Genomic DNA, 24787 nt, shown 5'->3' with positions numbered 1-24787 from the left:
GGCCCCCGGTCCCGCCGGTCTGACCCCCGTCTTCAAGAACGCCCCTCGCACACGACACAAGCGGGACAAGACGGTCGCCCTCACCTTCGACGCCGACATGACCGCCGACCAGGGGCCACGGGCAGCCGCCGGGGAACGGTTCGACAATCCGCAGCTCATCAGCACCCTGCGGCAGCTGAAGGTTCCGGCGACCGTGTTCATGACGGGGCGGTGGGCCGAGGAGTACCCGGCGCAGGCGCGAGCCATCGGCCGCGACCCGCTCTTCGAGGTGGCGAACCACTCGTACAGCCACTACGCCTTCACACCCGGCTGCTACGGGCTGCCGACCGTGGCCGAAGCGCGGATGCGGTCGGAGGTGGAGCGGACGTTCGCGGCGTTGCGGAAGGCGGGGGTGGACCGTCCGATGCCGTACTTCCGCTTTCCGGGCGGGTGCTACGACCGCCGGGCGCTGCGGGCACTGAGCACCACCGGCGTGACGGCCGTGCAGTGGGACGTGGTCAGCGGTGACGCCTTCGCGACGGACGCGAACGCCGTGGCCCGGCAGGTGCTCGACGGGGTGCGTCCGGGCTCCGTCGTGGTCATGCACTGCACCCGCAGCGCGGCACCGACGACGGAAAGGGCGGTACGAACGATCGTGCCGGAGCTGCGCGAGCGCGGGTTCCGGTTGGTGAAGGTGTCGGAGCTGATCGGGGCGTACTGAGGGGAGGCCCGGCCTACCAGCGCCCCGTAAGGGGCGCGGGGCAGTGTCAATTTGCGGCTCCGCCGCGTGGGCGCGACCAGCCACGACGAACCAGGTCGACTCCGCGCAGCACCCAGGGACCGCCGCCGAGACCGTAACGGCGGCCGGCCCCCTCCAGCAGCAACTCCCATCCCATGCAGGCCATCCTCGCGCGTACGTTCGGCCGCGCGCAGAGGAACCGATCTTCCGCCTGGCAAACTGGAGGGCGTGAGCAGCGACCAGACGACCACCCCGGGCGGCCGGCCCGAGGACAGCCCCTTCCGCCACGAGTCGACCACCCGCGACGAGGCGCCCCAGTTCGTGCTGCCGCTCGTCGTCCGCATCGAGCGGAACGAGCCCCCGGCACGTACGGACGCACTCGAAACCGCGGCCCGCGCCGTGCTGGTGATGCTCAGCGACGAGCGGTCACTCGGGGACGGCGAGTGGGCGCAGGCGATGCGGGACTGGCAGGACGCCCGTATCCGCAAGGTGGTGCGGCGGGCGCGCGGCGCCGAGTGGCGGCGGGCCGAGGCGCTTCCGGGCATCACGGTCACGGGCAAGTCGGCCGAGGTACGCGTCTTCCCGCCGGTCCCCCTGGACGGCTGGCCCAAGGACCTGGCCCGCCTCCAGGTCTCCGGCACGGACCTCGACGACCCGGAACGTCCCGCGGAGCCCGACCTTTCCGCCCCCGTCCTCTGGCTGAACCCCGACGTCGACATGTCGGCCGGCAAAGCGATGGCCCAGGCGGGTCACGGCGCCCAACTGGCCTGGTGGGAACTCCCGGACGAATCCCGCAAGGCCTGGCGCGAAGCCGGCTTCCCACTCTCCGTCCGCACCCCGCCCCCTCCCCTGTGGACCCAACTCACCACGAGCGGGCTGCCGGTGGTACGCGATGCGGGCTTCACGGAGATCGCTCCGGGCTCGTGCACGGTGGTCGCCGACCATCCGGCGCTGCGAGGCGAGTGACCGGCTGTTGTGCTTGACGTGGCACTACGCCACCAACTGACCGCGCTGCGGCGGCAGGTCGAGAATTCGGCGCCGCCGTGGTCCCCGGCGGGACCGGACGGCGGGTATGCCGCGGATGAGCGGTTTGAGGGCGAGGCTGTCGTGCATGTTCGCGCCGGACACGGCGACGGTGAGCGGGATGCCCTGGGCATCGGACAGCGCGTGCAGCTTGGGGCCCTTCTTGCCGCGATCGGCCGGGTTCGGCCCGGTCAGCGATCCCCCCTTGTGGCGCGAACGGAGGCCGCGTCGACGATCGCCGAGGTCCAGTCCACCTCGCCCCGGGCCCCGAGTTCGTCCAGCACCGCCCGGTGCAGCCGACGCCACAGGCCGGCCTCGGTCCATACCGTGAAGCGGCGATGCGCGGTGGCGGGCGACGTGCCGAACGTCGGCGGCAGATGCCCCCAGGCACAGCCGCTGGTCAGGCGTACACCACTGCCGTGAACGCGGCCCGCTCGTCACACGGAGCGGTCCCACCACCTTGCGGACGAGCAGCGAACGACGGCAGCAACGGGGCGGCCAGCTACCAGAGTTCATCAGGTACCAGACGCTTCGACAGATCAGCACCCACGACCGGCATCATGCCGCACGAACATCAAGTCACGTGAGACAACCTCTAAGCGCCTCTAAGCCTTGATTGGTGCGGCCGACCTGGCGGCCTGCTCGATCTTCGCGCAGTGGGCTGCACGGGCTTTCTCGTCGATCTGCTTCTCGTGTTCGGCGCGCACCCCGGTCCGGCCGTCGAGGCCCTCGCGCAGGATATCGGCGTGCCCGGCATGCCGGATGGACTCGCCGAGGACATGGACCATGATGGCGAACAGGTTCGTGTTGGGATAAGGCTCCGACCACCACGGCACGTGGCCGGGGGCGTCGAGGGGAAGCTCGTTGATCGTCGCGTCCGAGTGTTCCCACGTGCGCCGGTAGAACCCGATGATCTGATCGCGGGTCTCGTCCTCGGTCGCCCACAGATCGCTGCCGTTGGAGTCCTGCCACCGGGACAGCGGTTCCGGGGAAGGGCGGTCGAAGACCTCACCGAAGTACCTGGCCTCGACGGTGGCCACGTGTTTGACCAGGCCGAGGAGGTTGGTCCCGGTCGCTGTCAAAGGTCTGCGGGCGTCGTATTCGGACAAGCCGTCGAGTTTCCAGAGCAGCGCCTCACGGTCCCGCCGCAGTCTCCCGTGCAGGTTGTCTTTCGCGAATTCATCGATCATGCGGCATGAGACTGCCATGGGCTGATCGTGGTCTCAAGATCCCGTACATGGTCCGCAACGACTGGCAGAGCCGAGGCCTGGCCATGGCCGCCGCCCTGACCTGCGACAAGAAGCTCGCGAAACCTGCCACGCGAGACAACCTCTAAGCCGGAACGGCCGCCACTTCGACAAGTGGTCTGGCCGCCGGACACCACGGCGCGGGGTGGAACGCTGGGGCTACGGCGAGCACAGGGCCGCAAGGCTCCGTAAGCCGACATACGGAGCCTCACTCTGCCGCATTGGCGCCTGCTCCCGGTGCGGTCAACGTCTGTGAGCGGCTGAGCAGCGCGGTGTCGTCAGTCTCGTCTGCCTCGAGTCCACTTCGGCATTGTCAGGCCTCCGTCAACTCTGCCTTTCCCGCCCAGGGATTGCGATGCATGCTGGTGTGAACCCTCGAAGGGATGAGGAGAAGCGGCGTGTCAGTAGAGTCAGGCGACGCGCGCCCGGTTCCAGGCGACACTGATGCTCCGGCAAGGGCTCCGCGCTCGGAGCCGGCCGTGACAAGCAACCAGACACTCGGTGTCCGATCCGCAGCAGCACGACGGCCGTTACGCCGACCGCCAGGGCCAGAGCTGCCGAAGCCCAGCACTGGTGCCCAGTCCAGGGGCGGCACGCTGGTCGCTGTCTGTCCGGAGCTGGAGTCCATCCGGCCCAGTCCCCGGACGGCGAGCACGATGACGACCAACAGCCCGGCCGCCACGTCAGCCACCAGTACGAGAAGCAGGAGACAACCTGCGGTGAGGGCACCCTCTCCGCCGGAGGGCTGTTTGTCGGCAAGTTCGGGCATGGCTCGACGATCGTCCGGAATCCACCCTTCCGAACGGTCCGTCGCCGACTCGCAACCCAGGCGCACTCCGCTCTTCATGGTCCTATCCGGTCCCGGTGATCTCTCACAGGCACTCAGTTTGAGCAGGCCAGGTGGAGGGCGAGGACGGCCTGAACAAGGCTGATGATGCGGGTGGTGGAGCATCGCAGCTTGCGCAGGAGCCGCCAAGTCTTCAGGGTGGCCATGGCCTGCTCGACGGGCGCACGGATCTGCGCGGTCACTTTCTCTGCGTCGGGGGACAAGGTCAACGATCCCCCACATGAAAGCCCGAGGTCAGTTGTAGACGTTGAATTCTGCGACTGACCACCAGCTACGCGCAACATTGCCGGTATTGACGACCTTGATGTAGCGAGCTGTCTGCGTCGGGAAGGAGACCAGGTGGACTCGTTGGCCGTCTGTCACGGAAGAAATCTTGGTCCAGTCGGTTCCATCCGCAGATACATGTACGTCTGCGCTCCGCGCATAGTCGCTGACACTGCCGCCGACATCCAGCACAATCTTTTTGAACGTCTGTGCTTGCCCCATGTCGACTTGGATCCAGAGACCGGCGTACTGCCCTGTTCCGGAGCTGTACCGAGTGTCCAAATTGCCATCCAGCATGTTTCCGGGCGCATCCCACTGACTTGCGTCCGAAGCCGTTGCGGTCCAGCCTGTCCGCGGCAGCGCAGGACCTAGATCGATGATGTCGAACGAAGATCCGCCTGCATCCACTCCGCTGGTTCCCTTCACGGAAACCGTGACCTTCCCCGCCGGAAGTCCCTTCGGAACGTAGGCGCTGATGCTCGTGTCCGACCAGCTGTCTATTTCGGCGTAGCTTGATCCGAAATACACCGTGCCCAGCCCCTGGACGTCACCGAAACCAGAACCGCGAATCGTGAACTTGGAGCGCGGTGTGCCTTGGTCCGGCGCCAAACTGCTGAAGACTGGCGTCGGGAAACTTGACAGCTTCCTGGTTGTGAACATCGCTGAGGTCCCGCTTGGCAGCGTATAGGCGTACGAGCCGTCGGTGGATATTTTGAAACTCTTGCTGTCGGCGGTCCCGTTGAATACTACGGTGACCTGCGACGCTTCCTTGCTGGTCCAGGTCTTCATCTGGAGGCCGTTTGATACCGCTGTCGGAGCTGTGATCGAGCCGGTTCCACGCGCAGACCCGTACACCTCGATGTCGCCGATGGCCCACCAGAAACCCGATGCCGCGGTACTGACGATGCGAATGTACTGTGCCGTCCGGGGCGGCAACGTGACGGCTACCTTTCCTATGCCTCCGCTGCCGCTTGCGATCGCGCTGCCCCAATCGGCACCATCGTTCGACACGTATATCTGGTACTTGGTGACATAGTCGAACGAATTGTTTACGCCGGTGTCGAGGACGATTTTGTCGAAGCTCGTAGGGCTCCCCAGATCGATCTGGAACCAGTCGCCGCTCGTCGGCCCATGCCCCAGACTCCACCTGGTGTTGATGTCGCCGTCGATCGCGTTCGCGGCCACACCCCAATCCGGCTGCGCCGAAGCCGTGGCGGTCCAGTTGCTGCGGCTCAGTGCCCCTCCTGTCGTCTGGACGGAAGCTCCTATCGGAAGGGAGTACGTGACCAGCTTGTTTCCGGTACGGATGGAGTTCTGGTAGGGCAGTAGTGCCGGGTCGTACGTGACGGTGACCGGGCCGGATGCCGACTTGAACGTGAAGTCGTGTGTCGGGTCCGAGACCTTGGTCGCCGCAGGGGTGCGGCCGCTCTGCGTAGGCCCGGCATACGTGAAGGTGACGGCGTCGCCGGCGTTCAGGGTGTAGTCGAACGAGTGCGTCCCGTCCGCAACGCTGAAGGTTTTCGCCGCGCTTCCCGAGTTGTGCGCGATCAGGACCTTCGATCCGTCCGGGTTCTGGAACGCGACGTTCTCTATGCTGCCTTCCCCGAAGGTGTTCGAGTAGATCCGGTGTGCTCCGGGCCTGACGAACCTGCTGGCGTGAGCGAGGGCGTAATAGTCCACGTTGTAGGACACCCGCCCGTCGGCCGGATCGATCGTGAGCAGGCCCCGCAGCATGGGTATACCGGCCGTGTCGCTGTTGAGCGGGCCCCGATCGGGGTCGAGCGCGATGTTCCACAGCATCACCCCGTTCGCCCAATTGCGCGTGCCGTTGATGATCCACGTACCCAGTGCTTCACTGAACGCCGTCTGGTCGCTGTCCTGCCAAACGCCTCCCGTGGCTTCCGTGATGAACGTTTCCTTGCTCGGGTAGTCGTTGTGGACCAGCGTCTGGTAGTTCGGGTTTCCGCTGTAGATGTGCCACCCGGTTCCCGCGGTGTACTTGGAGGCTGCGGGGTCGCTGAAGATCGTCTCCGGATACGAGGGCACGTCCCAGTTGTGGTCCCAAGCCAGGATCTTCGTGGAGATTCCGTTGGCTTCGAACGCCTTGCCGATCTCCTGGATCAACTCGGCTTCCTGGTATGCGGACAGGAACATTCCGGGCCAGGTGGGAGTACCCATGGGTTCGTTCTGCGGGGAAATGTAGGAGATGGGCACGCCGGCTTCGCCATAGGCTTGGATGAACTTGACGAAGTAGGTGGCCAGCGCGGAGGTGTAGTCGCTCTTGAGGGTGCCTCCGATCATGGAGTCGGAGGTCTTCATCCAGCCTGGCGGGCTCCACGGGTTAGCCATGATCTTGAGGGTCGGGTTGAGTGAGAGGGCCTGCTGCAAGGCCGGAATGATGTACGGCACGTCGTGCTGGATGGAGAAGTTGGACAGCGTCGGGTCCGTTTGACCCTGGGGCATGTCGTTGTAGGAGTAGTTCCCGGACGCGTTGAAATCCGTGGCGCCCATCGGTGAGCGGAGCAGGCTGAGGCCGATTCCCTTCGAGGGATCAAACAGCTTGTTCATCAGCTTGGTCCGCTCGGCAGTGGACAGCTTGTCGATGAGCCAGGCGGAGGAGTCGGTCATGGCCGCGCCGAAGCCTTGGACCTTTTGGTACTTGACGCTGTCGTCGATCTTGATCGTGAGCGGGTTGGCCGTTCTCTTCGCCTTGAACAGCACATCGTCCTGGCCGGCGACCCACTTGTCGGCCGATACGTCCGTCAGCCACACACGGACGGAATTGTCACGTGAGGCTTGCTTCAGTTGCGGGGCGGCGATGGCGTTCCCGGAAACCGAGGTCCAGGCGGCGGCGACACCGACGGCGGTGGCCAGGAACTGGCGTCGTCCGAGACCGTATGAGCTCATGGAAGATCCTCCTTCGGACCTGCTTGGTCAGTACTTGGGAGAGGGGGTGGGACACATTGCCGAGGTGGGGGATCGACCGGTTGGTGTCGGTTCTACGGCGACGTCGGCGCCGGCTCTGCGGTGCCGGTGCTCGGCTCCTTGATCACGAGCGGGTGCAGCTCCCACGCGTCGACCGCGAAGCCGAGGCGCGTACCCGGGGCGGTGCGGGCCTCGAGTCGCCACCGGCCTTGCCCTGTGGGGTAGAAGCGCAGGGTGAGGACCTGGCCGGTGGTGGTCAGGAAGATTTCGGCGATGGAGTGGTCGACGACCACGCGCAGCTCGACCGGCTGACCAGAGGGGCAGGGCATCCGGTAGGAGCCACCGCGGGCCCGGGAGTCCAGTGAGGCGTGGTCACGGTCGACGACCAGTTCGCCCGCGTCGATATCGACGCGGATGTCGAGGTGCTCGGAGCCGTCCGGGGTGGTGAGCAGCCGCAGACCGGCGTTTCCGGTGGGCTCCAGACGGGCTGTCAGGTCGAAGGCTCGGCCCACGCTGCCGAGGTCCACCGGCTGCGGGCCCTGCGTCGCGCCTTCGGCGTGGATGGTGTGTTCGCCCCGCAGGGCGAGCAGTTCGGTGGCGGGCTGCTGGCGCAGCGTGCCGTCGCCGTCGACATGGATCTCGCGGGGCAGGGTGAGGACGCCGGCCCATCCGTCCGTGGCGGCCCAGGCTTCGTCGCGGGCTTCCCATGACCAGCCCCACAGCAGCCACCGGTTGCCCGGTGCGCGCAGCAGGGCGGGTGCGTAGCAGTCGGGGCCGTGGTCGGCGGGTACCGCTAGGCCGGCCTCGAAGTGGCCGTCGTGCCCTTTGCCGATCAGGGCCGCGACGCTCTGCGGGCCGGTGGGTTCGGTCCATGCGCTGACGATGAGCGCGCCGCGTCCGTCGACCGCCGGGAGGTACTGGGGGCATTCCCAGCCCTCGCCGGTGAGCAGGTCGGTGCCACCGATGTGCTCCGGACGGCGTGCCGCGAAAGGCCCCCGGTAGGTCCAGTTGTCCAAGTCGGGAGAGTCGTACAGGAGGGCGGCGGCGCGGCCGTCGGCGAGGGCGGCGCCGACCAGCATCCGCCAGCCGTCGCCGTCCTGCCAGACGTACGGGTCGCGGTACATGGTGCAGCCCTCGGGCAGCTCGGGGATGAGCAGTTCGCCGCGCGGGCGGAAGCTGTTGCCGCCGTCGTGGGATACGGCGCAGGTGACCGGCTGGTGCTGGAACGAGCGGTCCTCGCGGTGCGCGGAGTAGAAGGCGACGAGACGGTCGCCGTCGGAGACGGCGTTGCCGGAGAAGCAGCCGTCGGCGTCCACGCCATCGGGGTTCGGGGACAGGGCGATCGGCAGCGGCTCCCAGGTCAGCAGGTCGGGGCTGCGGAAGTGGCCCCAGTGCACGTTCGCGTGGGTCGCTCCGTATGGGTTGTACTGGTAGCACACGTGGTAGTGGCCGTCGTGGAAGACCAGCCCGTTGGGGTCGTTGATCCAGTTGTGGGGCGGGCGCAGGTGCGCGACGGGGTGGTGCGGATCACGGGGTGTGGTGGACACACGCGTGCCTTTCGGTGTTTCAGAGTGGACCCGCCCCGCCGGCCTTCGGGTTAGCGGGGCGGCGGGCCGGCGGGGCGGGGGTCTTCAAGCCCGCATGCGGGCTTCAGGTCCGGATACGGGCTTCAGGTCCGGATGCGAAATCCCGCGCTCAGCTGCTGCTCGCGTCGTGAGCTGGGGCCGACGCGGAGTGCGAACTCACCGGGTTCGACCACTCGCCGGCTGTCGGCCGTGACGAGTGAGCACTGCGCAGCAGGGATGCCGAGGCGGACGTCCAGGCTTTCGCCGGGAGCGATCTCGACCTGGGTGAAACCCTTCAGCTCCTGCTCGGCCCAGGTGACGCTGGTGGTCAGGTCGCTGACGTATGCCTGGACCGTTTCCAGGGCCGGACGGCTGCCGCTGTTGGTGAGGCGCACCGTGGCGTCGACGGTGCCGTCGGCGGGGACGTCCTGGTCGTGCACGACAAGGTCGGAGTAGGTGACGGTGGTGTAGGTGAGGCCCTCGCCGAACGCGAACAGGGGGTCTTGGGTGAGATCCGCGTAGCGGTTGCCGTGCTGGCCTCGCACCTGGTTGTAGAAGACCGGTTGCTGCCCGACGTGGCGGGCGAAGGAGACCGGGAGCCGGCCGCTGGGTTCGATGAGTCCGAGGAGGAGTTCGGCGAGGGCGCGGCCGCCGCGCATGCCCGGGTTGAACGCCTCGATGAGTGCCGCCGCGTTCAGTGCCGAGTCCGGGAGGGTGCTCGGCTTGGACTGGGCGAGTACGACGATCATGGGTGTGCCGGTGGCGGCGACCGCGTCCAGCAGCGCGATCTGGCCCCCTTGGAGGTCGAGTGTGGCCGTGGAGCGCACCTCGCCGGTGAGGGCGATGGTGTCCCCCACGACCACGACGGCGTAGTCGGCGGCTTCCGCGGCGGCGGTGGCCTCCCGAAGTTGGGTCTGGTCGACCGGGGCGGGGGTGAAAACGGCCGGTTGTGGCTGGCCGTCGGGCCCGAGGGACCACTCGAGGTTGGAGGCGGGGCTTTCGATGTCGGCTCCGCGGGCGTACGTGATGGCCCAGTCGGCGGGTACGACGGCGCGCAGGCCGTCGAGCACCGTCTCCACCGACTCGCGTGGATGTCCCTCGGGCATCCAGGGGACCTGGCCGGTGGCACCCGCCCAGTCGCCGAGCATGGCTTCCGGGCTGTCGGCGTTGGGGCCGATCACCGCGATCGTCCGCGGCGTGCCCCGGCTCGCGGCGCGGCCAGCTCCGTCCGAGGCCAGCCCGCCCTCGATGGGCAGGATCCCCTCGTTGCGCAGCAACACCAGCGAGCGTCGGGCGGTCTCCAGGTTGAGGTCGGCGTGTGCGCGGCAGCCGATCACCTGCGCCTGCCGCTCGGGGTCGGGGATACGGGGGTCCTCGAAGAGCCGGAGCTCGAACTTCACCCGCAGAACTCGGCGTACGGCGTCATCGATCTGTTTCTCTTCGACCAGGCCGCGCGCGACCGCCTCCTGCGCGCCCTCGAAGAACTGCGGCGTTGCCATGATGAGGTCGTTCCCGGAGTTGACGGCGACCGCCGCTGCCTCGGAGTAGTCCGCGCAGGTCCGCTGGTCGTAGACCATCCGGCCGACGTTGTCCCAGTCGGTCACCAGCGTGCCGGTGAAGCCCCACTCACCCTTGAGTACATCGTTGATCAGCCACTCGTTCGCCGTGATGGGCACCCCGTCGATCGACTGGTAGCCGAGCATGAAGGCGCGGCAGCCGGCCCGAGCCGCCTGCTCGAACGGGGGCAGGAACCACGAACGCAGCTTGCGTGGGCTGAGATCGGCTTCGCTCGCGTCGCGCCCGCCCAGGGTCTCGGAGTAGCCCGCGAAGTGCTTGGCGTACGCCAGCACGGCTGTCGGGTCGCCCAGGCCCTCACCCTGATAGCCGCGCACCATCGCTGCCCCGAGTTCACCGATCAGGTACGGGTCCTCGCCGAACGTCTCGTTGATCCGGCCCCAGCGCAGGTCACGGGTGATGCACAGCACCGGGGAGAACGTCCCGTGGATTCCGGTCGTCGCGATCTCGGTCGCGGCCGCACGCTTCAAGGTCGGTGGCGGGCGGCATCCGCACGAGGCCGGAACCGTCATGGACAGGACTCCGCCCGAGGGCACGGTCCTCGCCGACTTCGAAGGCGGAACCTACGGCGACTGGACAGCGACCGGGGACGCCTTCGGCACCGCGCCGGCCCCCGGCACCCTCCCCGGCCAGCAGGGTGTCTCCGGCTTCCTGGGAGACGGGCTGGCCAACACCTTCCTGAACGGCGACGCCAGTACCGGCACCCTCACGTCACCCGAGTTCACCCTCGACAAGAAACACATCAACTTCCTTGTCGGCGGCGGCAATCACCCGGCCGGCTCCGACAACCCGACCGCCGTCGAGCTCCTCGTGGACGGCCAAGTGGTGCGCAGCGCCACCGGAAAGGACGCCGAGGCACTCAACTGGGCGTCCTGGGACGTCAGCGACCTCGTCGGCAAGAAGGCGCAGATCAGGATCGTCGACAACAACAGCGGCGGCTGGGGCCACCTCAACGTCGACCACATCGTGCTGTCCGACACCCAGGCCCAGCGCGTCTCCCAGGAGACGTCCGTCAACCTGCTCGTCGACGGCAAGGTCGTCCGCAGCGCGACCGGCGCCGACAGCGAGACCCTGGACTGGGCGTCCTTCGACATGCGCCCGTACGCCGGCAAGAAGGCGCAGATCCAGATCCTCGACATGAACACCGCCGGCTGGGGCCACGTCATGGCCGACCAGTTCACCGCCGCCGAGAAGCCCGCCAAGTCCGTCGTACAGCGCGCCGACTGGGCCGACTACGGCAAGGACTACTACGCGGCGGTGTCCTGGGAGAACGCCCCGGGCGGCAAGCGGTACATGATCGGCTGGATGAACAACTGGGACTACGGCCAATCCATCCCCACCTCCCCCTGGCGCAGCGCGCAGAGCGTTCCGAGGGAGATGGCCCTGCGCACCGTCGACGGCCAAGTCCGGCTGACCAGCAAGCCGGTGGGCAGCCTGGAATCCCTCCGGCAGAAGCTCCCGGCGGCGACCGCGTCCGGCGTCACCGTCAAGAGCACCTCCAAGCCCCTGATCGGCCCCAGGGCCCAGGGCAAGGCGCTCGACATCGAGGCGACCTTCTCCCTCGAGGACGCCGACCGCTTCGGCCTGAAGGTGCGCACCGGGGCAGGCGGCGAGGAGACCGTCATCGGCTACGACACCACGACCCAGGAGCTGTACGTCGACCGCACCCGCTCCGGCGCCGTCGACTTCAACAGCACCTTCCCCGGCGTCCAGACCGCACCCCTGAAGCCCGAGAACGGCAAGGTCAAGCTGCGGATCCTCGTCGACTGGTCGTCCGTCGAGGTCTTCGGCGGCAACGGCGAGGCCGTGATCACCGACCAGATCTTCCCCGACCCCTCCAGCACCGGCGTCGAGGTCTTCGCCGAGGGCGGCACCGCCACGCTCGACCAGATGCGGGCGTGGCAGCTGAAGTCCATCTGGCGGTGACGAGCCGCGGGTCCGTGCGCCGGTCAGCCAGGAGCGGCTGCCGGCGCACGGCTCTCGGCGCGCGGCTTCCGGCGCGCGGCTGACACTGGTGTGACTCGATGAGAGAGTGCCCTTGGAGAACTGCTCAGAAGTGGGTGGTGATCCCGAAGGTCTGCCGGAGCTGGGTCATGTCGTGACGGTCGTGATCAGCAGGTTCATAGCCCTGGTGGAAGTAGACCTGGATTTGCAGTCGATCTCCCCGCGCTCCAGCTCCGCGTCGCCGCCGGTGTTCAACGCTCGTCACGGATGCGTGGCCAGCGGATCGAGGAACGTCAGGATCGAGGCGTCCTCCTCGATCAGCGGAGTGAGGGCGGCGTTGAACGGACCGCCGTACGGGGCGTCCAGGTGCGTCTGGAAGGCGTCCTCGTCCCGGTATACCTCGAAGATCCAGTAGGCGCGCGGGGCGGCCGCCTTGGTGTAGACATCGAAGGCCAGGTTGCCTTCCTCTTCGCGCACCTTCAGGGCGTAGTCCGCGATCAGGCGGGCGACCTCGCCCTCCGCTCCCTCTCGGGCGGTGAACTCGGCGAGCAGGGTTTTCGTCATGATTCGTATCCTTGTCAGTGGGTGGGGTCGAGGTGTCGGCCGACGGCCTTGTTCGTCGCGAAGTGCGCCAACTGGCCCTCCCACGGCGGGTTCGGGCCGGCAACCGAGCAGGTCAGGGCCGCGACCTGCGTGGCGAACAGGCAGGCTGCCTCGACATCGCCGAGACGCAGGTCGGTCAGCCTGCCGCCGAGGAGTCCGCGGGTGCCGAGGTGGTGCAGCAGCCCGGCGGTGAACGAGTCCCCCGCACCGACTGTGTCGACGACCTGCGTCGTCACTGCGGGGACCTGCACCCGTTCCCCGTCGAGTGAGGCCAGGGCGCCGTCGGCACCGCGCGTGATCACGACGAGCCGCGCCCCCGCTTCATGCCAGGTGTCGCACGCCTGCTCGGGCGGCGTCCCGGGCAGCAGGAGTTCCAGGTCGTCCTCGCTCAGCCGCAGCACATCCGCGAGGCCGCACCAGTGCGCCAGCCGGGCGCGGTAGACCTCGGGACGCACCAGGAGCGGGCGGACGTTGGGGTCGATGCTGATGGTGGCCCGGGGGGCGGCCGCTGCCAGGAAGTCCTCCACCACCGCCGCCCCGGGTTCCTTGACCAGGGCCAGTGACCCCGTGTGTACGCAGGCGGTGTCGGCCAGGTCCACCCCGACCAGTTCCGCGCTCGTCCACTGCCAGTCGGCGGTGGCCTGCGCGTGGAAGGAGAACGTGGCCTGGCCCTGGGTGTCCAGCTCTGCCACGGCCAGCGTACTCGGCTCGGCGGCCTCGACGGCGTGCGACAGGTCCACGTCCGATGCCATGAGGTGGGCGCGGAAGAGGCGGCCGAACACGTCGCCGGACAGCCGCGCGAGGAAGCGGGCCGGGGTGCCAAGGCGGGCCAGGGCCACCGCCGTGTTGGCGGGTCCGCCGCCCGGCAGTACCCGCAGGGCGAGTTCATTCCGCGTACCTGCGGGTTCGGTGAACGCATCGGCGACGCACTCTCCCAGGACGGTGATCTGAGGCGGGGTCATGGACTGCTCCTTTCTTGGAACGCGCTGGCAAAACGGGCACGTCGCGGGCAGTCGCTGAATGGCTTCGGGCGGGAGACGGCTGCGGGCGTTGCCGATTTGTGACGAGTGCAAGGCATTGACGTTGCCTGGAGGCGGAGTCCATCATCCTGGCCAAGCAGTGTCAACGATGACATAAGTCAACGATGACACCTCGGGACGGCATGCCCCGATGCCGGCCGCTCGCCCGCAATCCCGCAGGAGTCGTTCATGTCACGCATCTCTCGTCTGCCCTCCTCCTTGCTCAGAGCCGCCGCGTGCACGGGCATCGCGGCCCTCACCCTGACCGCCTGTGGATCCGGATCCGAATCGGGCACCGCGAGCACCGGATCGGGCAGCGTCAAGGTCGGCCTGATCACCAAGACCGACACCAACCCGTTCTTCGTGAAGATGAAGGAGGGCGCGGAGAAGGCCGCCAAGGAGAACGGTGTCGAACTGTCCACCGCGGCGGGCAAGTTCGACGGGGACAACGCCGGTCAGGTCACCGCCATCGAGAACATGGTCGCCTCCGGTGTGAAGGGCATCCTGATCACGCCGAGCGACTCCAAGGCGATCGTGCCGGCGCTCGAGAAGGCCAAGGCCAAGGGCGTTCTGGTCATCGCCCTGGACACCCCGACCGAGCCGGAGAGCGCGGTCGACGCCCTCTTCGCCACCGACAACGTGAAGGCGGGCGAGCTGATCGGCGAGTACGCCAAGGCCGCCATGAAGGGCAAGTCGGCCAAGATAGCCACCCTCGACCTCGCGCCGGGCGTCTCCGTCGGCGTCCAGCGGCACAGCGGCTTCCTGAAGGGCTTCGGCGTCAAGGAGGGCGACTCCTCCATCGTCTGCTCCCAGGACACCGGCGGCGACCAGGCCAAGGGCCAGACCGCCATGGAGAACTGCCTGCAGAAGTCGCCCGACATCAACGTCGTCTACACCATCAACGAACCGGCCGCACTGGGCGCGTACACCGCGCTGAAGGCCAAGGGCCGGGAGAAGGACGTACTGATCGTCTCCGTCGACGGCGGCTGCACCGGCACCCAGGCCGTCAAGGACGGCAAGATCGCCGCGACCTCGCAGCAGTACCCGCTGAAGATGGCCGCCGAGGGCGTCAAGGCCGTCGTGACGTTCGCCAAGGACGGCAAGAAGGCGTCCGGTTACACCGACACCGGCGTCACCCTCATCACCGACAAGGTGCAGAGCGGGGTCACGTCCAAGGACACCGCCTTCGGCCTGGAGAACTGCTGGGGCTAAGGCCGCCCCCGAGGACCGTACGAGACTGCCACTCCCCTCAGCGGGGCGGCCGCCCCTGCTCCTCCCCGACCAGCGGGGGCGGCCGCCCCCCTTGTCCTGGCGACAAGGATTTCTGTCTTCCGACAAGGACTTCGCATGACAGCCACGTCCACGCCCCCGAGCACGTCCTCGCCGTATTCGGAACTCAAGGCACCGACCACGGCCCGCAGACTGCTCACGCAACCGACCACCGGCCCGCTGGTCGCCCTCCTCCTGGCCTGTGTCTTCTTCTCCTTCTCGACCGACCAGTTCCTCACGGGCGGGAACTTCTCGCTGATCGTGCAGCAGGTCATGGTCGTCGGCACACTCGCCATCGGACAGACTCTGATCATCCTTACCGCGGGCATCGACCTGTCGTGCGGGGCCGTGATGGCGTTCGGCAGCATCGTGATCGCCAAGATGGCCGCCGAGGGATCCGTGCCCCCACTCGTCGCCATCGCCCTGGGCCTGGTCGTCTGCGGCGGCTTCGGCCTGCTCAACGGGGCGCTGGTGCAGAAGATCCCGCTGCCGCCGTTCATCGTCACCCTCGGCATGCTCAACGTGGCGTTCGCGCTGACCCACATCTACTCCGAGGAGCAGACGGTCACCAACCTGCCCGGCCCGCTGACGGCTCTCGGGAAGACCTTCCCGCTCGGCAAGACGGACATCACCTACGGCTCCCTGGTCACCATCGCCCTGTTCCTCCTGGTCGCCTACGCGCTGAGCAACACCGGTTGGGGCCGGCACGTCTACGCGCTGGGCAACAGCCAGGAGGCGGCGCGGCTGAACGGCATCCGCACCTCCCGGCTGACCATCGGCGTCTACACCGTGGCGGGTCTCCTCTACGGCGTCGCCGCCTTGTTCCTCGTCTCCCGCACCGGAGTCGGCGACCCGCAGGCCGGGCAGACCGACAACCTCGACAGCATCACCGCCGTGGTGCTCGGCGGCACCAGCCTCTTCGGCGGCCGCGGGTCGGTCCTCGGCACCTTCATCGGCGTCCTCATCGTCGGCGTCTTCCGCAACGGCCTGCAACTGATGGGCGTCGCCTCCATCTACCAGACCCTGATCACCGGCGTCCTGGTGATCCTCGCGGTGACCGTCGACCAGATCTCCCGGAAGAAGGTCCGATGACCGCCACCTCCTCCTCCACCCCGGTGCTGCAGGCACGCGGTCTGGTCAAGCGCTACGGCAACGTCACCGCCATCGACGGCGCCGACTTCGACCTGCTGCCCGGCGAGGTCCTCGCTGTCATCGGCGACAACGGCGCCGGCAAGACCAGCCTCATCAAGGCACTCACCGGCGCGGTGGTCCCCGACGCGGGCGAAATACGCCTCAACGGCAAACCCATCGCCTTCTCCGGCCCGCAAAGTGCCCGCGCCCACGGCATCGAGACGGTCTATCAGGACCTCGCCGTGGCCGCCTCCATGGACATCGCGTCGAACATGTTCCTCGGGCGCGAGCTCCGCCGCCCCGGCGTCCTCGGCAGCGCCTTCCGCATGCTCGACAAGAAACGCATGCGCCAGGAGGCCGCCGAGCACATGGCCGACCTGAAGATCGGCCTGCGCTCGCTGACGCAGTCGGTCGAGACCCTCTCCGGCGGACAGCGGCAGGCCGTGGCGGTCGCCCGCGCCGTCGCCTGGGCCCGCAGCGTCGTCGTCATGGACGAACCCACCGCCGCCCTCGGCGTCAAGGAGTCCGGCCAGGTCCTCGACCTCATCCGCCGCGTCCGCGACAAGGGCATGCCAGTCGTCCTGATCAGCCACAACATGCCCCATGTCTTCGAGATCGCCGACCGGATCCACGTCCACCGGCTGGGCAAGCGTGCCGCCGTGATCAAGCCCTCCGACTACTCCATGGCGGAGGTCGTCGCCATCATGACCGGCGCACTCACCGTCGACGAGACCGGAGGTACGGTCGTAGCAGACTCCGAGGCGGCCAAGGCCGCAGGCGTCCAGGCCAACTGACGTACGACTGAAGCACTTACAGGTTCCGGCCGCGGCAGCGGCCGGAACTGACGAGCAACAGGAGACCGTTTCCTCGATGGCAGCGAACCGCCGCCCCACCCTGGCAGACGTCGCACGAGAAGTAGGCGTCAGCGCCAAAACGGTCTCCCGTGTCCTCAACGAAGACGGACCCGTCTCGGAGCAGACACGGGAACAGGTACTCGCCGCAGTGGCCAAGCTCGGCTTCCAGCCGAACCTCATGGCACGCAACATCCGCGTCGGCGGACCCGACACCACCATCGGACTGGTCATCCCCGACCTCGCCAACCCCTTCTTCGGAGCCGTGGCCCGCAGCATCGAGGACACCGTCCGAGACCGCGGACTGACCCTGCTCATGGGATCCTCCGCCGACGACCCCGACCGCGAACGCGCCCTGACGGACAAGTTCCTCGCCCGGCGCGTCAGCATCCTGATCGTCGTGCCGTCCGTCGGCGCCGACCACTCCCACCTCAAGTCCCACCGCACGGCGGGGCTGCCCATCGTCTTCCTCGACCGACCAGGAGTCGGCCTGTCAACGGACAGCATCGTCAGCTCCAACCGTGCAGGGGCCCAAGACGGCATCGCCCACCTGATCGCCCACGGCCACCGCCGCGTCGGATTCGTCGGCGACCTCCCCGTCAAGCTGTACACCCGCCGCGAACGCCTCGCCGGATACCGCGCGGCCCTGCAAGAAGCCGACATCCCCTACGACCGCTCGCTGGTCGCCAGCGCACACGACCAGCCGGGAGCCGAGGCCGCGACCTCCCAACTCCTCGAACTGGCCGATCCCCCCACGGCCCTGTTCGCCGGCAACAACATCATGGCGCTCGGCATCGTCGCCGAACTCGCCCGCAGCAAGCGCAAGGACGTAGCCGTCGTCGCCTTCGACGACGTATCACTCGCCGAGGCACTGGAACCGGCCCTGACCGTAGTAGCCCAGGACCCCGAAGAACTCGGCCGCAGCGCCGCGGCCACCGCCCTGGCCCGGCTCGACGGCGACCGCTCCCGGGCCCGCACCATCACCGTTCCCACCCGGCTGATCGTCCGAGGCTCGGGGGAGCAACCCGCGCCCAAGCCGTAGACGGCTTGGCCACCAAGGGGGTCGCATGGGGAGTGGGGCGGTGTTGGCGCCGCTCGTGCCGCCGCCGAAGCCCGATGGGCGACCACCCAAGCATTCGCAGCGGGAGATCGTCGATGCACTTGGCTACTTTGACCGCGCCTATGCCCTGTCTTCCTCTTGGCCCGCAAGCCAGGCCAGTACTCTCGCCATCGCCTGGGCCTGCTGCTTCTGTAGGGTTTCGACATCCGACCGGTCCGCGATACTCGCTTCACTCCGGACGGCGGGAGCGTCGCCCTTCGCGATCGGGGGTGGCGCTTGGAAGTTCTGCTGCAGCACGGCGGCGGCACAGCCGGCATCGCGAACTCCTCGTCTGCCGCCGCCACTTGCTCGGCCAGGTTGAGGCCGGGGCGAAGGCAGCGGCCACCGCCCTCGTGCTCGGGGGATCGAGCCTGCAATGCCCTGCACGTTCCAAGATCGGTTGAGAGACGGCTTCTGACCTCAGCCCCAGACCGGGCGTCCAGGGCCGGTCACGTGAGATGCGGGCGAGCGGAGACCATCACGCGGAGGAGCGGGGGTGGTTCTGGTCGCGCCAGGCCCGCGGCGAGGTTCCGTATGCCTGTTTGAACACCTTGCTGAAGTGGGTCGCGTCCACGAAGCCCCAGCTCCGTCCTATGGCCGCGATGGTCCGCAGCCGGCCGTTCGGGCCGGCCAGCTCTCGCCTGCATGCGGCCAGGCGGCGTGTGCGGATCCAGTCTCCGAGCCTGATGCCCGACCGGGACAGCACCGCGTAGAGATGACGCACGGAGATGCCGTGTACGGCGGCGATCCGTGCCGCCGACAGATCGGGATCAGCCAGATGCTCCCGGATGTACTGAGTGATCCGCAGGCCGAGCGTCGCCTCCAGCGGTTCCTTGGCCAGGCGGGAGGCGCCGTGCTGGGACGTCAGGACGGCACGGAGGAGTTCGATGCTGGGTTCCACGACGGCGTCGGCGTGCACGCCCTGGTGCAATGCGTCGCTGACGGCCAGTTGGGAGAAGTAGGTGAAGGCGAGGCGCGCAACGGGGTTGTCGGATCCCAGGGGGACCGCGGTGATGTCTCGTAGCAACCGGTCGGGGAGCGCGAGTGCCACGCGGGGGAAACGGATGAAGCGGTAGTCGACACCCGCGTCGAAGAGATGTGTGTAGGGCGCGATCGATTCGTAGACGGCGAATTCCCCCGGCCTCAGCAGGCACTCGCGGCCGTTCTGCACCACCACGCTGCTGCCCGTCATCTGAACCCCGAGAGTGACGGCCGGCTCCTCGTCCTGCCGGGCGAGCCGCGCCGTCCGACGAAGGGTGACCGCGGTCGCTCGCGCCGAACAGACCCTGATGGGCCCCACGGTGCCGAGCCCTATGCGAACGGAGATGTCCTCAGCCGCGGGACCGTGGTCGATGTCGACCGCCACCATGGATTCCCACACCGCGTTCCGGACCACTTCCTCCCGGTCCCGCGGCGGTATGAACGCGGTGTCCAGGACCGGGCTCATGAGGCAGACCCTCGTCCGCGTCGGTCACAGAGCCCACCTGGCAGTACCTCGGCCCGTTCCCCCACAAGTCCCCCTCGACACGGACGGTTCGGACATCAGTTTGGCTGGATTCGATCTCACTGCGCAACCGCTTCAACGGGCACACACAGGACCCTCACCTGATGCAGCGTCAACTTGAGGCGGTGCACTACTGACAAACTTCCCTGCACGGACGACAAAGCCCGAAGCCGACGATGACCCTAAGGTCCATGAGCGAGGCCATCACTGGCTTCGGCTACACCGGCACGATCGACGGAATCGACGGAATCGACGAATTGCACTTCCGATCGTGCTCGGATCCAGTGACCGCGGGGCTGTGACGCACGAAGCCCCTTGCCGTGTCCGCCGTCTGCTCCCCCCATCATGAGAGGTACAACCATGTCCATTCGTCTCGGCAAGCGGTTCAGAAGCCTTCTGACGGCCGGCGCCCTTACCGCCGGCCTCCTCGGCGGTGCCGTTGCCGTCGCTCCTTCGGCGGCAGCGTGGCCCTACGTCGGGGAATGCTCGTCCAGCCACAAGATCACTTACAACACGACCTCTTCGCAGATGATCAAGGTCCCAGACGTGTGGTACCAGGGGTACTACAACGTGCGCTGCTGGATGGACTACGGCAGCACTGGAAACGGCGTCGAGGCTCTTCAGCTCGCCCTCAGGTCGTGCTATGGGCAAGCTATCGCCGTCGACGGCGACTTCGGCCCGGCCACACGAGACGCCCTCAAATACGCCCAGCGCCAAGAGGGAATCACCGCTGACGGGCTGTACGGCCAGCAGGCGTTCGAGAACCTGAAGTTTGCGAGGTACACGCAGGACGGGACGCGCAACGGCTGTGCCAGCCGCAGCTTCTAGCTACCTGCCCCTGAAGAAGTCGTCGATGCCGCTGAGTTGACTTATGGGGAGAGCTGGTCCGGGTTGTCGGTGGCCGCGACAGTTGAGCTGGGTCGTCGGCCGCCGGTGGCGGTGTTGCGTGTGGCGGGAGTGCAGGACACGTGGTGGGACAGGCTGCCGGAGCTGCGCAACTTGTCCCCGGCCCGGGCCGTCCCACGCGGTGACGCGACAACTCCGGGCGTCGTTCCGCCCCCTCGGGCCGGGCGGGCTGTGCGCAGCATGCCGCACCCGGGCAAGCCCCCCCGGGCAGACCGGGTTGGCGATCTTCGGGCCTTGTGCTTGCAGCGCCAGTGTCGAGCACCCTGCCCAGGGCTGTCGTGCAATGTTCGGCTGGGTCCAACTGGTCCAGTCAACGGACAGCCCCTCGAACGGGACGGCCTTCGAGATGGACCCGTTCTTCCCGCCGAAGGTCAGTCGGTCCACGATGGCCGCGCAGAGTCGGGGGGCTGTGAATGGCTGCTCCGGACGCGAGTCTCACTGGTTCTGGTGGGATCGGCCAACCGCCGCCAGGGCGAAGGTGATGCTGATCAGCAAGGCCCAGGCTCCGAACTTGTCCACTGCGACCGGCTGCCAGCCATCAAGCTGATACGGGTAGCGCCAGGCGCCCACGTAAGTGGCCAGGTTCTCCGCCACCCACAGGAAGAAACCGATCAGCACGAACGAGAGCGCCAGCGGCATCCGTCGGCGTGCACCGCGCACCGTGTAACGCACCGAGGTGCCCGCCGTGACCGCCAGGAGCAGTCCGGCCAGCAGCCAGCGCACATCGGGCAGCCAGTGGTGGCTGAAGAAGTTGACGTAAATCGCCGCGGCCACGACCGCTGTCGCCCGCGGGCGATAGCGGACCAGCTCCAGGTCGAACAGGTGCCAGGCCCGGCACACGTAGCTGCCGACAGCCGCGTAGAGGAAACCTCCATACAGCGGGACGCCGGCGAACTTCAGCACGGCAGGCTCCGGATAGCTCCAGGAGCCGAGGGACACCTTCACCAGCTCGAAAGCCAGGCCGATGACGTGGCAGACGGCGATGACAGCGATATCCCGGCCTTTTTCCCAGCCACGCAGCCAAAAAAGCAGGGTGAGCAGGGCGCCGTAGGCAACGAGCAGGTCATAACGCGCCACGGGCAGATGGGGCAGCACGGTGGATGCTGCGACCCCGGACAGCAGCGCGATGGCGAAAGAGCAGGCCCGGATGTGTATCCAGGCGAAATCACGCAGCTGACGCACCGGTACAGCAAGGGGGCCGCTGATGCTGTTGGTGAACATGGTGCCCTGTAGGACGGACTCCTTCCCGTTCAGGTTGCTGCATCGAGGACCGGACCGGACCGGCGGGGCGGTGTCCTGGTCCGGGAGGACCACGGTCTTCGCCATACATCGCCGAGGCGCGAGGCCACCCAGCTCGACGCCCCAGAACGGTGTGGTTCGGCATGCCGGGGACCGTGAGGACGGAGCTCAGATCCAGGTACTGAGCCACATTCGGGTGTGCCAGCTGGGATACGGAATCGTCAGCCCCGTATAGATCGGGAAGAAGTAGATGAAGTTCCAGGTAATGAGGAGCACCAGTACGCCTACGGCCACCGCACCGCGTTTGCGGCGTTGGTCATTCATGCCCGGCGGCCCCAGCAGCGCGCCCAGCATCATGGCCACGGCCAGGCACAGGTACGGCACGAAGACGACGGCGTAGAAGGAGAAGATCGTTCGGTCCTGGTACAGGAACCAGGGAAGACAGCCCGCGCCCACGGCACACAGGACGGCGCCCGCGCGCCAGTCGCGGCGCAGCGCCCAGCGATAGAGCAGGTACACGAGTGCGCAGCATGCCGACCACCACAGCAACGGCGTGCCCAGGGCGAGGATCGCCTGCGAGCAGTCGGCCGCCGCGTGGCAGCCGTCCCTGCCGGGTTTCGGCGACTGGTAGGAGAACAGCACGGGACGGCCGAGGACCAGCCAGCTCCACGGATTGGACTCGTACTTGTGGAAGGTGTCCAGTCCCACGTTGAACTGGTAGACCGCGTACTCGTAGTGCCACAGGCTGCGCAGCGGGGCCGGGATCCACGACCAGGTGCCGCCGCGGCCGTCCGCCCAGTGCCGCCCGTGACCGTTGTCGGACAGGAACCAGCCGGTCCACGTCGTCAGATACGTCACCACGGCCACCGGAACGAGGGACAGCACCGACCAGCCGAGGTCCTTGCGCAGCACCGCACGGTACGGGTGGCGTGCCCCCGCGATACGGCGGGCGCCGACATCCCACAGCACGGTCAGGATGATGAAGAAGGCAAGGAAATACAGGCCGTTCCACTTGCCGGCGACTGCCAGGCCCAGGAAGAAGCCGGCCGCGAGCCGCCAGGGACGCGCTCCCGTCCCGGCTCGGTCGCCAGTGTGCGCGTCCGGGCGCGCACGGCCGTCCTCAGCCACCGGTAAGGCTGCCGCCAGCCGGACCCGGGCACTGTCCCGGTCGAGGAGCAGGCAGCCGAACGCCGCCAGGACGAAGAACATGACGACGAGGTCGAGCAGCGCGGTGCGGCTCATCACGTAGTGCAGGCCGTCCACCGCCATCAGGGCGCCGGCCAGGCAGCCCAGCAGGGTCGAGCGGAACAGGCGGCGGCCTATGCGGCACAGCATCAGCACCGACAGTGTGCCGAGCACCGCCGTCATGAAGCGCCAGCCGAACGGGGTGAGGCCGAACATCCACTCACCGACGGCGATCACCCACTTGCCCATCGGCGGGTGCGCGACGAAGCTCCCGGCGTCGGAGAGCGGGATGACCTGCGGGTCCGCCAGGATCTGCGGGTCGGCGACCTTCCGGTCCGGCCAGGTCCCCTCGTAACCGAGCCGCAGCAAGGACCAGGCGTCCTTGGCGTAGTAGGTCTCGTCGAAGACGAAGTCGTGCGGGCTGCCCAGGCGCCAAAAGCGCGGCAGCCCGGCAAGGAATGCCACCAGCAGCGGCCCGCCCCCACCCCGACCAGCGCGCCAGCCGGCCCGCCACTACCGGGGACAGCCCGAGCGTGCGCCACAGCCGTGATCCGGGTTCGGGAAACGGCACCACCAGGCGGTCGCGCACGGACGTACGCGGCCCTTGTACGTACCCGAAGCGGCGCAGCCGCCGCTCCCAGGACGTCGGCCGGCGATCCGCCGCCTGCCGCGGCACGTCGACGAACGCGGTCGCGTTCTCACGGGTCACGTGGTCAGCTTTCAACTCGTGGCGAGCAGGACAAGCGAGGACCGACTGCCCGGCGGTCGGTCGTAGTCACGCCGGCTCAGGCAGCGCCCCGCCCATGGGGACCGACCGCTTGAACCTGGCCAAGGCGCTACCTGGTGCTTGAGGTCCGTGTCGGCATCGGGGCCGGCTCGGTGGTGGAGGGGCGGTACGGCATCGGCACCGGCCTGGTAGTCGACGTGCAAGTCGGCATCGGCACCCCTTTGGCAGTGGAAGCGGGAGGGGGCGTCGACGGCACCGGCACCGGCCCAGTAGTTGACGTACAGGCAGGCACCGGCGCCCCGTTGGCCGTGGACGCGGGGCGGACCGTCGACGGCATCGGGACCGACTCGGCAGAGGTGACGGGGCGGGGCTGAGGGCCAAGAGGCCCGCCCTGAGCGAAAGAGCTCGGCAGGACCATCAGTACGACTCCGAGTCCGGCCAGGGTCAGCACGGAACCGGTGGCCATCCAGGCCGCCCGGGCCCGCCGTCGGGCGCGAACGCCGGCTTGCAGCCGGTGTCGGTGCCGGTCCTCATAGGGCATGTCGTCCTGGCTGTCACGCATCATCCGTGCCAGCTCCTGCTCGAAGTGATCCATGGCTCCTTCTTCACTCCACCGGCTCGACGGCCTCAGCCAGCAGCTGCCGCAACCGTGCGACGCCGCGTGCCGTGAGCGAACGGGCGGTACCCACCGGACACCCCAGCACCTCAGCGACGTGCCGCTCGGGCAGGTCCTGGTAGTAGCGCAGCACCACCGCGGCCCGCTGCCGCGCCGGCAGCAACGCCAACATGGCTTCCAACCGGGTCCGTTCGTCCACGGCGGCTGTCTCGTCTCCCACCCCGGGCGGGTCGGGCAACTGGTCCACGGGATGCTCGCCCCACCAGCGACGCCGCGCCGAGCGAGCCGCGGCACGGGCCATAACCTTGCGCACATACGCCTCGGGGGCTTGCTCGGCCACCTTCGGCCAGGCGAACCACAACTTGACCAGCGCCTCCTGCAGCAGATCCTCGGCCCGGTGCCGGTCTCCGCCGGTGAGCAACCGCGCCAGGTGAAGCAACGCCGACCACCGAGCCGCCACGAACCGGTCGAACGCATCGGCCCGCAACTGCCCCATCAGCGTCGCCCCTTACCCCCGCACGCCCCTACTC

At 68.0% G+C, this 24787-nt stretch carries 19 protein-coding genes and 3 pseudogenes; 9 read left to right on the top strand and 13 right to left on the bottom strand.

Annotation, left to right across the window (positions count from 1 at the left end; translation table 11 throughout):
* Together G5C60_RS35825 and G5C60_RS35820 are read left to right on the top strand one after the other, a co-directional pair.
* The coding region (locus tag G5C60_RS35825; RefSeq protein WP_165265649.1) for a polysaccharide deacetylase family protein at nt 1–700 on the top strand (700 nt) is incomplete at its 5' end.
* Between the two features lie 237 nt (nt 701–937).
* Entirely contained in the window at nt 938–1684 is a 747-nt protein-coding gene (locus G5C60_RS35820; protein WP_206440393.1) for a peptidyl-tRNA hydrolase, read from the top strand.
* Between the two features lie 248 nt (nt 1685–1932).
* On the opposite strand, the gene G5C60_RS54320 is transcribed toward G5C60_RS35820, so the two are convergent.
* From G5C60_RS54320 to G5C60_RS35790, 6 genes and pseudogenes are all read right to left on the bottom strand, one after another.
* Nucleotides 1933–2145, bottom strand: coding sequence for a transposase (locus G5C60_RS54320; RefSeq protein ID WP_165265653.1), 213 nt, complete (start codon nt 2143–2145; stop codon nt 1933–1935).
* A 201-nt stretch (nt 2146–2346) separates the two neighbouring features.
* Nucleotides 2347–2931: a DinB family protein gene (locus tag G5C60_RS35810; RefSeq protein WP_165265645.1), complete on the bottom strand. Its 585-nt coding sequence runs from the start codon at nt 2929–2931 to the stop codon at nt 2347–2349.
* Between the two features lie 939 nt (nt 2932–3870).
* Nucleotides 3871–4011, bottom strand: a pseudogene (locus tag G5C60_RS35805) (IS5/IS1182 family transposase); the annotation flags it as partial.
* Nucleotides 4012–4069: 58 nt separating this feature from the next.
* The gene (locus tag G5C60_RS35800; protein ID WP_165265643.1) at nt 4070–7006 is read right to left on the bottom strand and encodes a discoidin domain-containing protein; all 2937 of its coding nucleotides are present in this window, start codon (nt 7004–7006) and stop codon (nt 4070–4072) included.
* A 92-nt stretch (nt 7007–7098) separates the two neighbouring features.
* Nucleotides 7099–8571 (bottom strand): GH32 C-terminal domain-containing protein, encoded by a 1473-nt coding sequence (locus G5C60_RS35795; RefSeq protein WP_165265641.1) that lies wholly within the window; start codon nt 8569–8571, stop codon nt 7099–7101.
* A 122-nt stretch (nt 8572–8693) separates the two neighbouring features.
* Nucleotides 8694–10676, bottom strand: coding sequence for a glycoside hydrolase family 3 N-terminal domain-containing protein (locus tag G5C60_RS35790; protein WP_241267318.1), 1983 nt, complete (start codon nt 10674–10676; stop codon nt 8694–8696).
* Here G5C60_RS35790 and G5C60_RS35785 point away from each other — a divergent pair.
* Nucleotides 10627–12090 (top strand): annotated as a pseudogene (locus tag G5C60_RS35785) (glycoside hydrolase family 32 protein); the annotation flags it as partial. The gene G5C60_RS35790 and the pseudogene G5C60_RS35785 overlap by 50 nt on opposite strands.
* 124 nt (nt 12091–12214) lie before the next feature.
* On the opposite strand, the gene G5C60_RS54315 reads toward G5C60_RS35785, so the two are convergent.
* The 3 genes from G5C60_RS54315 to G5C60_RS35770 are packed head-to-tail and all read right to left on the bottom strand — an operon-like array spanning nt 12215 to nt 13673.
* Nucleotides 12215–12373, bottom strand: coding sequence for a nucleotidyltransferase domain-containing protein (locus G5C60_RS54315; protein ID WP_420907442.1), 159 nt, complete (start codon nt 12371–12373; stop codon nt 12215–12217).
* Nucleotides 12370–12672, bottom strand: a complete 303-nt coding sequence (locus G5C60_RS35775) for a putative quinol monooxygenase (RefSeq protein ID WP_165265639.1) — start codon at nt 12670–12672, stop codon at nt 12370–12372. The genes G5C60_RS54315 and G5C60_RS35775 overlap by 4 nt, the downstream gene beginning before the upstream one ends.
* A 14-nt stretch (nt 12673–12686) precedes the next feature.
* A complete protein-coding gene (locus G5C60_RS35770) occupies nt 12687–13673 on the bottom strand; it encodes a carbohydrate kinase family protein (protein WP_165265637.1) in 987 nt (328 codons plus the stop codon).
* Between the two features lie 246 nt (nt 13674–13919).
* Between G5C60_RS35770 and G5C60_RS35765 the strand changes: the two genes are divergently transcribed.
* The 4 genes from G5C60_RS35765 to G5C60_RS35750 all read left to right on the top strand — a co-directional run bounded on the left by G5C60_RS35765 (nt 13920) and on the right by G5C60_RS35750 (nt 18023).
* Entirely contained in the window at nt 13920–14942 is a 1023-nt protein-coding gene (locus G5C60_RS35765; RefSeq protein WP_165265635.1) for a sugar ABC transporter substrate-binding protein, read from the top strand.
* Nucleotides 14943–15077: 135 nt separating this feature from the next.
* On the top strand, nt 15078–16091 hold the full coding sequence (locus tag G5C60_RS35760; protein WP_165265633.1) for an ABC transporter permease: 1014 nt from the start codon (nt 15078–15080) through the stop codon (nt 16089–16091).
* Nucleotides 16088–16924, top strand: a complete 837-nt coding sequence (locus G5C60_RS35755) for an ATP-binding cassette domain-containing protein (protein WP_165265631.1) — start codon at nt 16088–16090, stop codon at nt 16922–16924. Before G5C60_RS35760 ends, G5C60_RS35755 begins: the two co-directional genes overlap by 4 nt.
* Before the next feature lie 76 nt (nt 16925–17000).
* Nucleotides 17001–18023, top strand: a complete 1023-nt coding sequence (locus tag G5C60_RS35750; protein WP_165265629.1) for a LacI family DNA-binding transcriptional regulator — start codon at nt 17001–17003, stop codon at nt 18021–18023.
* 535 nt (nt 18024–18558) lie between these two features.
* Here the strand turns inward: G5C60_RS35750 and G5C60_RS35745 are convergent.
* A complete protein-coding gene (locus tag G5C60_RS35745; RefSeq protein WP_165265627.1) occupies nt 18559–19527 on the bottom strand; it encodes an AraC-like ligand-binding domain-containing protein in 969 nt (322 codons plus the stop codon).
* A gap of 417 nt (nt 19528–19944) precedes the next feature.
* Between G5C60_RS35745 and G5C60_RS35740 the strand changes: the two genes are divergently transcribed.
* Nucleotides 19945–20412 carry a peptidoglycan-binding domain-containing protein gene (locus G5C60_RS35740; RefSeq protein ID WP_165265625.1) on the top strand — a complete coding sequence of 156 codons (468 nt, stop codon included), beginning with the start codon at nt 19945–19947 and terminating at the stop codon, nt 20410–20412.
* A 513-nt stretch (nt 20413–20925) separates the two neighbouring features.
* Here the strand turns inward: G5C60_RS35740 and G5C60_RS35735 are convergent.
* Together G5C60_RS35735 and G5C60_RS35730 are read right to left on the bottom strand one after the other, a co-directional pair.
* A complete protein-coding gene (locus G5C60_RS35735; RefSeq protein WP_165265623.1) occupies nt 20926–21711 on the bottom strand; it encodes a DUF817 domain-containing protein in 786 nt (261 codons plus the stop codon).
* A 186-nt stretch (nt 21712–21897) separates the two neighbouring features.
* Nucleotides 21898–23590 (bottom strand): annotated as a pseudogene (locus tag G5C60_RS35730) (dolichyl-phosphate-mannose--protein mannosyltransferase).
* Between the two features lie 167 nt (nt 23591–23757).
* On the opposite strand from G5C60_RS35730, the gene G5C60_RS35725 reads away from it, so the two are divergent.
* A complete protein-coding gene (locus tag G5C60_RS35725; RefSeq protein WP_165265621.1) occupies nt 23758–24015 on the top strand; it encodes a hypothetical protein in 258 nt (85 codons plus the stop codon).
* A 231-nt stretch (nt 24016–24246) separates the two neighbouring features.
* On the opposite strand, the gene G5C60_RS35720 is transcribed toward G5C60_RS35725, so the two are convergent.
* Nucleotides 24247–24753, bottom strand: a complete 507-nt coding sequence (locus G5C60_RS35720; RefSeq protein WP_165265618.1) for a SigE family RNA polymerase sigma factor — start codon at nt 24751–24753, stop codon at nt 24247–24249.
* Nucleotides 24754–24787: the final 34 nt, after the last annotated feature.

Origin of the sequence: Streptomyces scabichelini (genome assembly GCF_011045015.1) — a bacterium.
GTDB classification, from domain to species: Bacteria; Actinomycetota; Actinomycetes; order Streptomycetales; family Streptomycetaceae; genus Streptomyces; species Streptomyces scabichelini.
Note: the sequence above shows the minus strand (reverse complement) of the source record. Positions and strands in the feature narration are given on the sequence as shown.